12 protein-coding genes and 3 tRNA genes are annotated in these 12097 nt (G+C 33.5%); 8 read left to right on the top strand and 7 right to left on the bottom strand.

Annotation, left to right across the window (positions count from 1 at the left end; translation table 11 throughout):
- Position 1: 1 nt before the first annotated feature.
- Positions 2 to 718 (bottom strand): DUF3307 domain-containing protein, encoded by a 717-nt coding sequence (locus FGF67_RS14275; RefSeq protein WP_139698439.1) that lies wholly within the window; start codon positions 716 to 718, stop codon positions 2 to 4.
- Positions 712 to 1314 (bottom strand): transcriptional regulator, encoded by a 603-nt coding sequence (locus FGF67_RS14270; RefSeq protein WP_139698438.1) that lies wholly within the window; start codon positions 1312 to 1314, stop codon positions 712 to 714. The genes FGF67_RS14275 and FGF67_RS14270 overlap by 7 nt, the downstream gene beginning before the upstream one ends.
- A gap of 204 nt (positions 1315 to 1518) precedes the next feature.
- Between FGF67_RS14270 and mscL the strand changes: the two genes are divergently transcribed.
- From mscL to FGF67_RS14260, 3 genes are read left to right on the top strand one after another with little or no spacing between them, the layout of a single operon-like run.
- Positions 1519 to 1965 carry a large conductance mechanosensitive channel protein MscL gene (gene mscL, locus FGF67_RS14265; protein ID WP_139698437.1) on the top strand — a complete coding sequence of 149 codons (447 nt, stop codon included), beginning with the start codon at positions 1519 to 1521 and terminating at the stop codon, positions 1963 to 1965.
- Between the two features lie 4 nt (positions 1966 to 1969).
- Entirely contained in the window at positions 1970 to 2131 is a 162-nt protein-coding gene (locus FGF67_RS17455) for a hypothetical protein (RefSeq protein WP_199240694.1), read from the top strand.
- A 40-nt stretch (positions 2132 to 2171) separates the two neighbouring features.
- On the top strand, positions 2172 to 3056 hold the full coding sequence (locus tag FGF67_RS14260) for a DUF2167 domain-containing protein (RefSeq protein WP_139698436.1): 885 nt from the start codon (positions 2172 to 2174) through the stop codon (positions 3054 to 3056).
- Positions 3057 to 3099: 43 nt separating this feature from the next.
- Here the strand turns inward: FGF67_RS14260 and FGF67_RS14255 are convergent, their stop codons facing one another.
- Entirely contained in the window at positions 3100 to 3756 is a 657-nt protein-coding gene (locus FGF67_RS14255; protein ID WP_139698435.1) for an HAD family hydrolase, read from the bottom strand.
- Between the two features lie 111 nt (positions 3757 to 3867).
- Between FGF67_RS14255 and rlmF the strand changes: the two genes are divergently transcribed.
- The gene (rlmF, locus tag FGF67_RS14250; protein WP_199240696.1) at positions 3868 to 4746 is read left to right on the top strand and encodes a 23S rRNA (adenine(1618)-N(6))-methyltransferase RlmF; all 879 of its coding nucleotides are present in this window, start codon (positions 3868 to 3870) and stop codon (positions 4744 to 4746) included.
- A 106-nt stretch (positions 4747 to 4852) separates the two neighbouring features.
- Here the strand turns inward: rlmF and FGF67_RS14245 are convergent, their stop codons facing one another.
- Complete coding sequence (locus FGF67_RS14245; RefSeq protein WP_233244093.1) at positions 4853 to 6694, bottom strand: SLC13 family permease; 1842 nt, start codon at positions 6692 to 6694, stop codon at positions 4853 to 4855.
- 297 nt (positions 6695 to 6991) lie between these two features.
- On the opposite strand from FGF67_RS14245, the gene bshB1 reads away from it, so the two are divergent.
- The 3 genes from bshB1 to FGF67_RS14230 all read left to right on the top strand — a co-directional run bounded on the left by bshB1 (position 6992) and on the right by FGF67_RS14230 (position 10549).
- Complete coding sequence (gene bshB1 / locus FGF67_RS14240; RefSeq protein ID WP_139698433.1) at positions 6992 to 7708, top strand: bacillithiol biosynthesis deacetylase BshB1; 717 nt, start codon at positions 6992 to 6994, stop codon at positions 7706 to 7708.
- 113 nt (positions 7709 to 7821) lie between these two features.
- Positions 7822 to 7897, top strand: a tRNA-His gene (locus FGF67_RS14235).
- Between the two features lie 204 nt (positions 7898 to 8101).
- Entirely contained in the window at positions 8102 to 10549 is a 2448-nt protein-coding gene (locus FGF67_RS14230) for a hypothetical protein (RefSeq protein WP_139698432.1), read from the top strand.
- A 29-nt stretch (positions 10550 to 10578) separates the two neighbouring features.
- Here the strand turns inward: FGF67_RS14230 and FGF67_RS14225 are convergent.
- Both FGF67_RS14225 and FGF67_RS14220 read right to left on the bottom strand, forming a co-directional pair.
- Positions 10579 to 10654 (bottom strand) — tRNA-Lys (locus FGF67_RS14225).
- 184 nt (positions 10655 to 10838) lie between these two features.
- Positions 10839 to 10914, bottom strand: a tRNA-Lys gene (locus FGF67_RS14220).
- A gap of 142 nt (positions 10915 to 11056) precedes the next feature.
- Here FGF67_RS14220 and FGF67_RS14215 point away from each other — a divergent pair.
- Positions 11057 to 11578, top strand: a complete 522-nt coding sequence (locus FGF67_RS14215; RefSeq protein ID WP_139698431.1) for a shikimate kinase — start codon at positions 11057 to 11059, stop codon at positions 11576 to 11578.
- On the opposite strand, the gene FGF67_RS14210 is transcribed toward FGF67_RS14215, so the two are convergent.
- On the bottom strand, positions 11570 to 12073 hold the full coding sequence (locus tag FGF67_RS14210; RefSeq protein ID WP_139698430.1) for a phosphoribosyltransferase family protein: 504 nt from the start codon (positions 12071 to 12073) through the stop codon (positions 11570 to 11572). The two genes, FGF67_RS14215 and FGF67_RS14210, sit on opposite strands and share 9 nt — an antisense overlap.
- Between the last annotated feature and the right edge of the window lie 24 nt (positions 12074 to 12097).

Genomic DNA, 12097 nt, shown 5'->3' with positions numbered 1-12097 from the left:
CTTAAATATACCTCACTAAATAGTTGTATCCTAAACTAAAAAGGATAGCAAGGCCGAAACTGAGCAAGGTACCAATAAGTATGTATTCTGTTAGTTTTCGGTCTTTTGCTTTTGATAAATCGCCAAAACGGAACACAGATTTAGCCGCAATTAAAAAACCTACACCCTCCCAATGGTTGGTTATAATAAAGGCAAATACAAATAAGCGCTCTAGCATACCAATATAAGCACCGGCGTTGTTTAGAGAGGCTTCGTTGGTGTATTCTTTTAAATCCCATTTAGATATTAAGGTTTTCATAATGATGGAAGATACCTTTGTAAGGCAGATGATGCAGGTTAGTAGGAGTAGGGTTTTCGAATTAAAAAGTTGATTGAAATTAAAGGAATAGGGTTCGTAAATTTTTACTACAACAACTAAGATTACTATATGTGCTAACTGGTCTAGACCAAACAATAATCGGTTATTCATTTTTGATTGAAGATTAACTTTTAGCGCATCAATAAAAAAATGAGAAATACCAATAATAATAATACCTAACCAGTATTTAAAGCTAAATTGTAATACAACTATCAAGGTTATAATGTGTATAAGAATATGCCAGTAGAGGTACTTTGATTTGTGTTTGTAGGTTTCTTTATGAATCACCCATCTTTGGGGCTGAAATAAAAAATCTCCAATAATGTGAGCAAGGAAAAGTTTAATGGCTAGAGCTAGCATAAAGTACGTATTTGGGTATTATAATAGGTTATGAGTTTTGATACTTCATCAAACCCCGCACGCTTTAAACCTTGGCTGATGTTGCCTTGTGTTTTGTTTAATAAGTTTGCCAGTTCTATTTGGTTTAAATCAGGGTGCTCTAAAGCAGTTTTAACAAGTGTGGCAGTGGTGCTGGTCCAATGATTTATTGTTAATTGAGCGAGGTCTAGCATAATATTGATGGTGGTATCAAAAGTACTAAAAGGAGAACGTATAGCTAAAGTCGTTTTTTTTAAATTTTCAAAACATTCTCCAGAATGAATAAAGGCACTACCGTTCGATTCGGTAATTGAATTGGCAGCATAGGTTTTTTCGCCAATACCTATGGCTAATCGCACATCCATGGTTTTAAATTGTTTAACAGTTGCCTTTATTAATATGCAAGTTTTTAAAGCTTGTTTGGGGGAGACTTCTAATTGAAAGCTATCACCCCTATAAATCTCCCAGATTTTTGGAGGATCACCATATTGACTAAACACAAGTTTTAAAGCCTTAAGCCATGGTTCAGGAGAACTTCCTTTAGAGTTAATAATGTCACCAGTTATGATGCTAGTCATACAAAAAAATCAGTGTTATATTCAAATGTAAAACTTTTAATGTAAAAAATCAAATTATTATTAAAAAAGCTAATATTTTAAATTATTAGTTATTTGAATAATATTTTAAAAAATTAATATTTGAGCAAATAATAATGAACATGTAGTTAATGCAAGTTTATTAAATAATGAAACTAATTATCTTTACAGTTAAAAACAAGATGTATGAAGTTAATCAAAGAATTTAAAGAGTTTGCAGTAAAAGGAAATATGATGGATATGGCCATAGGAATTATTATAGGTGCTTCCTTTAACAAGGTTATTGATGTATTGGTGAAAAAAGTGTTTTTACCTCCTTTATCGTTGTTAACGGATGGCGTTAACTTTCAAGATAGAAAAATCATATTAAAAGAAGTAGTAAAAGATGGTAGTGGTACTGTACTTACCGATGAGGTGGCTATTGGCTATGGCGCATTAGCTGAAGCATTTTTAGATTTTTTAATTATAGGATTTACGGTTTTTATAGTGGTTAAGTTTATGAATCGCTTAAGAAATAAGGCGCAAGATCCCAAAAATAAAACCGTGGCTACACCTAAAGACATAGAATTACTTACTAAGCTTAATGATTTAATGGAGGAGCAAAATCAACTATTAAAGTCAAATAACACATGAAATAATGGCTAAAACGGGCAAAGAAAAGAACACAAAGAATAAGGCTAAACATGCCAGACTAGTAGCGCAGAAGAAAAATAAAAAGCGCGATGAAGTGCATTCCAGAAAAGAAAGGCTTAGAAATATTATTAAAAAGTCGAAAGAAAATTCATCTAATTCAAAATAAAGGGTATTTTTAGGTTTTATAACCTACTAAACCTAAAACTATGAACCGACTTATTATTACTTTGGTGTTGTTTTTTGCAACGCAAACTTATGCTCAAAATGACTTAGACTCCATTAGTTTTGATACTAACCAGTATCAAAAAATTATAGATAGTATCAATAATTCGTTTACGTATCAAACAGGAACCGTAGAGCTGAAGGATGGGCTAGCAACAATAAATGTTCCAAAAGGGTTTAAGTTCTTAGATAGCAAACAGAGCAAGTATGTGTTAACAGATTTATGGGGAAATCCGCCAGGAGAAACCTTAGGTCTTTTATTCCCTGATAATATGACACCTATGCATGATGCTTTTACTTATGCCGTAGAGATTGAATATGCAGAGGAAGGCTATATTGATGATGAAGATGCTGAAGATCTTGACTATGATGATTTACTTGAAGAGATGCAGGCCGATATCATTTCGGCTAATCCACAGCGTATCGAGCAAGGTTACCCTACTATGGAGTTAATAAGGTGGGCATCTGCACCATATTACGATCAAGAAAACAAAAAATTACATTGGGCTAAAGAATTGAAGTTTGAAGATGCAGAGGTGAATACACTAAATTATAATATTAGAGTGCTTGGGCGTAAAGGCTATTTAAATCTTAATGCCATTGGAGATATTAATATGCTTGAGACTTTTAATCAGGATAGAGATGAAATTATTCAAAGTGTCGAGTTTTCTCCGGGAAATAGGTATTCTGATTTCAATCCTGATATTGACCAAGTGGCAGCCTATGGAATAGGAGGGTTAATAGCTGGAAAAATTTTAGCAAAAGCGGGCTTTTTTGCATTGCTCTTAAAGTTTTGGAAATTTATAGCCATTGGAGCTGTTGCTTTATTCAGCGGTTTTAGAAAGAAACTTTTTGGAAAAAAGAGCTGAACCTAAATAAAAAAGAGTCGTTTTTTAAGCGACTCTTTTTTATTTATAATATGTTTACTAGATTTTGATAGCGTATTTCATTAAAATCTTTTATAACTAAATCAGCTTTGCTGTAATCTTGATTTTTAGAATGAAAACTGTCATATCCCACACAGTAAATACCCGCCCCTTTTGCAGCTTCAATGCCATTTGTAGAGTCTTCAATAACCATGCATTCATTTTGTGAAAAACCAGAGGCTTCTGCAGCTTTGATAAAAATTTCAGGATGAGGTTTTGAGTCCTTTAAATCACCACCACTAAGTTTTGCAACAAAATATTGATTTAAATCAAACCGATCAAAAATTTGATTAATACTAATCATCGCGGCCGATGAGGCTAAGACTAATGTAAGTCCGTTATTGTGATAATCTTTTATTAAATCTAAAACACCATCAATTAACCCCAAATCCGAATTATGATCAAAAAAATGTTTGTAATGCTTACGCTTGATCTCTACTAATGTTTCAGGGTTTTCTTCTAAATTAAAATGATCGCAAAGTCGCTTACATATATTTATAGTTGATTGCCCTGTAAAAGACTCATAAAGTTCTGGAGATACTTCAATGCCAACCTCATCAAACATATCGTGGTAAGCTTTATTATGCATGGGTTCACTATCAATAATTACCCCATCCATATCAAAAATAACAGCCTTTAGCATTTTATATTTTTTTTGCGAAGATATAGATTTCAAGGCAACTACCCAATCGGTATTATGAATAGTAATTTTGTACTTTTACAAATGATAATTTTAAAAATACATTAGGCTGTTATCAAACAACATATAAATCTCCATAGAAACAATAAGCATAAAAACGGATATAATTTAAAGGCTTTAAGTAGTGAATATCTGCCATTAAAACCATTTGTTTTTGAGAATGCTTATGGAAATTTGAGTATTGATTTTTCAAATCCTAAAGCTGTGAAGGCTCTTAATACCGCTTTATTATTTAAAGATTATAATATTAGGTATTGGGATTTTCCTGATGATAATTTGTGTCCGCCAATTCCAGGAAGAGCTGATTATATCCATCATTTAGCCGATTTTTTAAAAACAAAAGGCATAACAAAAGGTATAAGGGTTTTAGATGTTGGTACTGGAGCAAGTTGTATTTATCCGTTGCTAGGTCAAGCGGAATATCAATGGACTTTTGTAGCTACAGATGTGGACAACATGTCATTGAAATGGGCACAACGTATTGTTGCTAAAAATCATTTGAAGGATACTATTGAGTTGAGACATCAACCCGAAGTTGATTGTATTTTAAAACATATTGTAAATACAAATGAGTTATTTACTTCATCTATGTGTAATCCGCCATTTTATAAATCTGAACAAGAAGCTTTAGAGGCCACGCAAAGAAAACTAAAAGGTTTAGGAAAAAATTCAGAAGAATTCACTAGAAATTTTTCAGGGAAACATAATGAATTGTGGTATAAGGGAGGAGAAAAAGCTTTTATACATAACTATTTGTTTGAGAGTATGCTGCATTCTAAGCAGTTTAAATGGTTTACTACTTTAGTGTCTAAAAAAGACTTGGTGAGAGGTATTAGGGTATCACTAAAAAAATTAGGAGCAACAGAAGTAAACGTTATAAATATGGGGCAAGGGAATAAGGTGTCTAGATTTGTGGCTTGGACGTTTAACTAAAGGGTTTATACTTAAAGAAAAAGGAACCCATTAAAGAGTCCCTTTTTCAGATTGAATTTCTGCTAAGTATATATAAATGATTTTCTTTATTTATGATAAATTACTGTTAAAATGGCCATATAAGTGGTACAATGAGTAATGAAATTAAGAAGAATACAAATAGTAGTGGTGCACCAACTTTTAAGTAATCCATAAATTTATAGCCACCAGCTGTCATCACCATAGCATTTGTTGTGGTACCAATTGGTGTTAAAAATGCTGTTGAAGCACTAATAGCAACAACAATCATGAATGGAGCAGGAGAGAGGTTTAATGATTCGGCAGCCAAAATAGCAATTGGTGCCATCAAAACAGCTGTTGCAGAATTACTAATAACCTGACTAAAGGTCGTGGTTAATAAAAATACGCCTCCAAGTAATAAAACAGGGTGAATAGCACCTAGGTGCTCAACTAGTGTGTTGGCAATTAATTGCGCCGTTCCTGTTTTTTGTAGAGCCACACCCATAGGAATCATAGCGGCAATCATAACAACACTTGTCCAGCTAATACCTTTATATGCTTTTGAAATAGGCACACAACCAGTAAGCAAAACAACACCTGCTGAAATTAATGCGGCAATTGAACCTGGTACAATCTTGAATACCATGAGCAAAATCATAAGTAATAAGGCGCCCATTGCAATATAAGACTTTGAATTCAAGCTGTCTACATTTTTAGCCATCCCCTCAGGACTACCTATTATTACAAGGTTTTCATGTTGTTTTTTCAGGTCATCAATGTTTTCCCAGGTACCTCTTAATAGAAATGCATCCCCAGCTTTAACTGTAATTTCTTTGTCTTGTAAAGGGGTATTATTTCTTGAAGCAGCAAGTAACTGGATTCCAAATCTACGGAAATAGTCTCCAAGTTTATATTTTCTCCCTACCAAGATAGAATTAGGGTTTACAATAACTTCTGTCATTCCTACCTCTTGGTTAATGAGATTGTTTTTAAGTTCATCTGTAATGGGTTCTAACGGTAGCAGCCCCAATCTGAATTTAATCATCAATTTATTAATTGCTTCAGTTTCACCTTTTACAGTTATGATATCGTGATAGCGTAACTCTGTTCCCATGCTAGGAAACTCTTCATAAGCTGGAATACCTTTTAGAATATTTGGATGTCTTCTTTTTAATCGAATGATGATAACATCATAATCTCTTTCAAAATGCCAATCTTCAAGTTTTGTATTGATAAGCGGTGAAAGACTTCTTATTCTTAGGCGGTAATACCCGTCATCAACTTTATAAGCTCCAATCCAATTGTGAAGTGTAGATTCAATATTTACAGGTTTATTATTTGTTCTGTTACTAGGTAATAGTTTGTAACCAACATATCTAAAATAGAGTAGGGCAACAATTAATAAAGGCACACCAATTAATGAGAATTCAAAGAATGAAAAGCCCTCAAATCCAGCTTCAACCAAAGCATTACTAGCAATAATATTTGGTGGTGTTCCTGTTAAGGTTAAAAGTCCACCAGTATTAGATCCAAAGGCCACCGGCATAAGCATTTTTGAAGGCAAAGTACCTATGCTCCATGCAGATGATATGGTTAAAGGCATCAAGGTTGCAACAGTACCTGTATTACTTACAAATCCAGATAAAACACCAGCTCCAAGTGATACAATAACCAGAAGTTTAGGGACACTTTTGCCTGCCCATTCTACAAACTTTTTACCAGCCATAGCGGTCCAGCCAGTTTGGGCAATGCCCTCTCCTACAATAAATAAGGCAGCAATCATAATAACTGTGGGGTTGCTAAAACCACTTAAGGTTTCTGTAGGAGTTAAAATACCTGTTAAGAATAGGGCTAGCATAGACATGAGTGCAACAATATCTGGGGTGAATTTTCCCCAAATAAAAAGCCCAATTGTAATGACTAAAATAGTGAGCATTAAATAGATCATAATATATAATTCTTTTAGCTAATACACTCCCTAAGAGTGCTTGATTGTTTACGGTGTAAAACTACATGCGATAATCTCCAATTATTATGATATTAGTCATTATTTTTGCGAAGCGCTCATTTTTTAATAATTGTGATATTTTTACAATTTTATTTATAAATGACATAAGCGAAAACGTGATAGTAATTTTGCTTATTTAGATATTCATAAAAAAGCACACATTTTTATGATTTAGATTTTTGTAATTAACGTAATTCATCTAAATTTTATTAAAAAAACATACGAAATTGTAGAAATATGAAATTAGATATTCTGGCAATAGGGGCTCATCCTGATGATGTTGAATTAGGCTGTGCGGCCATAATAGCCAAAGAAGTGACCAAGGGAAAAAAAGTAGGTATTTTAGATTTAACACAGGGAGAGTTAGGTACTAGAGGTACTGCCGAAACCAGAAAAAAAGAAGCTAAGGAAGCAGCTGATATATTGGGTGTATGTGTTAGAGAAAATTTAGGCTTTGCTGATGGGTTTTTTATTAATGATAAATCGCATCAATTAGAAGTTATAAAAGTTTTAAGAAAATACCAACCAGACATTGTATTGTGTAATGCTATTGATGACAGGCATATTGATCACCCTAAAGGAAGTAGGCTAGCTAGTGATGCTTGTTTCTTAAGCGGATTAATAAAAATAGAAACCTATTTAGAAGATAAATTACAGCAATCTTGGCGGCCAAAACAAGTATATCATTATATGCAATGGAAGAATATAGAGCCCGATTTTGTGGTTGATGTTTCTGGATTTATGGATATTAAAATGAAGGCCGTCCTGGCTTATAAAACACAGTTTTACGATGCCAATAGTAAGGAACCTGAAACCCCAATTTCAAGTAAAAATTTTACCGATAGTGTTATCTATCGAGCTAGAGATTTGGGTAGATTAATAGGTGTGGAATATGCTGAAGGTTTTTCGGCTGAACGTTATGTGGCTGTTGATAGTTTATTTGATTTGAAGTAGTTATGAACACTAGAATTTTAAATTTACTTTTTTAAATAAAATATTGAAAAAAGTCTTTGTAGATAACGTTGAAATCGTTTACATTTGCACACGCATTGCAAAAATGCCAAAATGGTGGTTGTAGCTCAGTTGGTTAGAGCGCCTGATTGTGGTTCAGGAGGTCGTCGGTTCGAGACCGATCTTCCACCCAAAAATACCAAGCCTTTCAATTTTTATTGAAGGGCTTTTTTTGTTTTTAGACTCTCCTTGTTTTATGGAAACTTAGTGCAAGTTCATAATTGTCTATTTTCTTTATAAACATTATTTTCGGGAAAAATATAAATGCTTAATCATGCATGACTATTCATGTAGGAGGTTAAGTTTAAACTAGACTAATTAAACTAAACGTAAAATATGGCAGTTAAAAACCTCTTAGGTATACTTTTTATATGTTTTATACATTCACTATCAATGGCTCAAATAGTATTGTTAGGAGATAACGCACCTTTTGATAATGTTTATGACGGTGATTTTTCAATGGTTTGGGGATATTGGAGACGAGCAGAGCAATCGCCATATTGGAAAACTTCCATCATCAAAGGAGAAGATGAAAAAGCTATTGGGCTTCATCAAGGTAGCTTGTTTTCAATGTGTGAAGAGTCCATTGCGGAATCTAAGGTTTTAAATTCTAATCCAAAATATCAAGAGCCAAAAGTTGGTGATATTATTAATTGGAGCTTTGGTGCCGATTTAGAATATATTAGTGAAGGTACGTTATCATTAAGTTTAGTTTTTGGTGATTATGAGCGGGTATTGGCAAAAAAAGTAAAATTAAAAGGATCAGATAAGATCACAGAACATTTTCAAGGTATTTATAGGATTAATAATCAGGATGCCTCACAAGGACTTCCTTTTGTTAGAGTAAGGTTTTATTCTCAAAAAGATATAAAGGTTTATTTAAACTATGTCAATATAGCGGTTCAAGCACCAGAGTTTGCGGGGCCAAAACTTAACGGAAAACAAAAGCAGGAAACTATTGCTTTAAGTTGGACTGATGTTAATGCAGATAGTAGTTCTATATTTAAAGTTTATAGAGGCCAGGCCAGTTTAAAAGGAAATATGGTCTACCATGTAATTGGAGAAACACCCAATAACTCGCTTATTGATAGTAGTTTTATACCAGGAGTAGAATATACTTATGTGGTAACGCGGCTTAATAAAGAAGAGTCTGTTGGTTCTAATAAATTGACAATTAGGCTTAAAGATGGTAGTCAACCGCTCCCTCCATTAAATGTAGCTACTGAAAGTTTTGATGCAGAAGTAAAAGTTTCTTGGGATAAAAGTCTCAGTAAAGATGTCTCCTATTATTCGGTATATCGAGGTGATGCACATGGACAAAATAAGGAACCCATTGCCTATCATTTGAATGCAACGAGTTATTTAGATTTTACACCATCCAAAGGTGTTGAAAATACATATTGGATTTATGCACATGATTACAGCGGAAATAGAAGTGAGGCTTCTAAATTAAGTAAAGCCAAAGTGAAAATGGTAAAAGGCGCTTCATTTAGTGATTTAATTAAACCCATGCCCATATTTAAAAAGTTGAGCGCTAATACTTGGGGAGCACCAGGTGTTGTACCAAGAGATATAGACAATGGTATTGAAGATCCAAACTGGAGCTATTGGGGAGGAAGACCTGTTAAAGATAAAGACGGCAAATACCATATGTGTGTTACCAGATGGCCAGCAAATGCTACAAAAGGACATTGGGAGTGGCCAAACTCAACAGTTGCCCATGTCGAGTCTAACGAACCTACTGGTCCATACAAAGTTAAAGATAGTATCGCTTATCAATTTGCTGACGGTTTTGGTCATAATCCAGATATTGTTCTTTTAAATGATGGGTCTTATTTGCTGTATTCTTTAATCGATTGGGAAGCACATTTGTTTAAATCAAACACTATGAACGGACCATGGAAACATTTAGGTATTATGGAAGTAGATACTGAGGGGGCTCCTGAAAAACCAGAACTTTTTTATCGCTTTTATAGAAACTTGTCTGGAGTGCAATTGTTAGATGATACTTTTTTATTTGTAACCAAAGGAGGAGCCATTATGAAGAGTAAGGGAAGCAACCCATTGGGGCCTTATAAAGTTATTACCAAGCCAATACAAGGCAATATAATAATACCCGAGAAATATAGAAATTCAAATTATGAAGATCCTGTTTTGTGGAAGGATGATGTGCAATTTCATATGATTATAAATGCGTTTTGGGATTATAGGGCTATTTATTTAAGATCTCCAGATGGAGTAAATTGGAAATTTAATCCAGGTACGGCCTACACTGCTAATAGCACAATGTATGAAGACGGTACAAAAACATATTGGTATAAATTAGAAAGACCTCATATACTTCAAGATGAATTTGGTAGAGCAACCCATTTATCACTGGCAGTTATTGATGTTCCAAAGGCTGATGATTTGGCGAGAGACAACCATAATTCAAAGAATATAATAGTACCCTTAACTAAACATAAGCGATTAAAATTATTAAATAAAGACTTGATAACGAATACTACAAAGACCATAAAAATTCTTGTAATTTCTGAAGACGGATTTGATGCTCAAAATGATATAAATTTAGCCTCCTTAAAATTTGGAGCACCAGAAGTTGTAGATTTTGGAAAAGGAGCTTCTGTAAAAAAAGTGAGAAAACAAGGTAACGACTTAATAATTGAATTTAATGGACAAGGAAATGGTATTACGAACGCTAATTTTGCAGGAAAATTGCTAGGTAAAACTACATCGGGAGAGCTTATAATTGGGTATGTTAAATTAAAAACTAAATCAAAATAAAAAAGCCCAAAACTAACGTTTTAGGCTTTTGGTGACCGGGCTGGGGCTCGAACCCAGGACCCTCTCCTTAAAAGGGAGATGCTCTACCAACTGAGCTACCAGGTCAATATTTTTTCGCTATCCTATTGCGGTTAGCGGGTGCAAATATAAAACCTTTAATCAATAAAACAAGGCTTTGATAATCGAAATTTTAACCCATTTTAAAAGTTGAGGTTAACGTGTTGATAATTAGTGTTTTGTTTGGGTTGTTTGTAGAATAAAAAAGCCCGAAACTAGAGTTTCAGGCTTTTGGTGACCGGGCTGGGGCTCGAACCCAGGACCCTCTCCTTAAAAGGGAGATGCTCTACCAACTGAGCTACCAGGTCAATATTTTTTCACTATCCTAGTGCGGTTAGCGGGTGCAAATATATAATCTTTAATTAATAAAACAATGCTTTTTTTGAAGAAATTTTTGTTTTTTTGCACCGCTTTAATCTATGTTTTTAATAATCAATTTGTAAGGTAATAATGATCATTGTATTAATAGGCTATATGGCCTCAGGAAAGACATCAATTGGAAAAAAACTAAAAGATAAATTAAATTACAATTTTATTGATTTAGATGATTTAATTGAAGAAAAAGAAGATATGTCTGTTACCAATGTTTTTAAAACTAAAGGTGAAGTATATTTTAGAAAGCAGGAAGCTTATTATTTAAAAGAGGTTTTAAAATCTAAAGAAGATATCATTTTGTCAGTGGGAGGAGGAACGCCTTGTTATAGCAACAATATGAATACTATTTTAGAAGCCCCTCATGTAAAAAGCATTTATTTAAAAGCCACAATTCCAACGCTTGCAGAAAAGCTTTTAAGAAAAAAAGCAAAACGTCCTTTAATTGCTCATATCAAAACTTTAGAAGAGATGACCGAGTTTATAGGTAAGCATCTTTTTGAGCGTATATCGTTTTACAATCAAGCCGAAATTCATGTCTCAATTGATGGAAAGGAAAAAGATGATATTATTGAAGACATTCTATTAGAGCTATTCTAATACGGCCTCAAATATTTTTCCGTCTAAGATGACATTAACGTGTTCATGTAAAGAAGTTGATAGCGATATTCCTTTGAAATCAGCTTTTACTGGATATTTTTTATGATTTCTATTTACTAGTACGGCTGTTTTGAATTGTTTTAAAGGTACATCCAAAAAATGTCTTACACCATAAATGAGGGTAGTCCCAGAATTTAAAACGTCATCAACGAGAACTAATGATTTGTTTTGATACGCTTCAGAGGATAAAGACGTTGTAATTTCTGTCCAAGGTTGTTTTTTATCAACATGAACCTCACAAAGAATAGGCGTTATATCTGAAATCTTTTGAAGCACCTGCTTTAATTTTTTAGCTAACATATAGCCATTGGTACTAATTCCTGCCAATATAACTTCCTTTTCGTCCACATTACTTTCATATATCTGAAAGGCAATACGTCTTATTTTATGATTAATCTGCTGGTGATTTAGTATGACGTTATTTTCAACATCCATAGTGTTCGTTGTAAAATTAAAAGA

It is taken from the genome of Allotamlana fucoidanivorans (genome assembly GCF_006265225.1).
GTDB classification, from domain to species: domain Bacteria; phylum Bacteroidota; class Bacteroidia; order Flavobacteriales; family Flavobacteriaceae; genus Allotamlana; species Allotamlana fucoidanivorans.
Note: the sequence above shows the minus strand (reverse complement) of the source record. Positions and strands in the feature narration are given on the sequence as shown.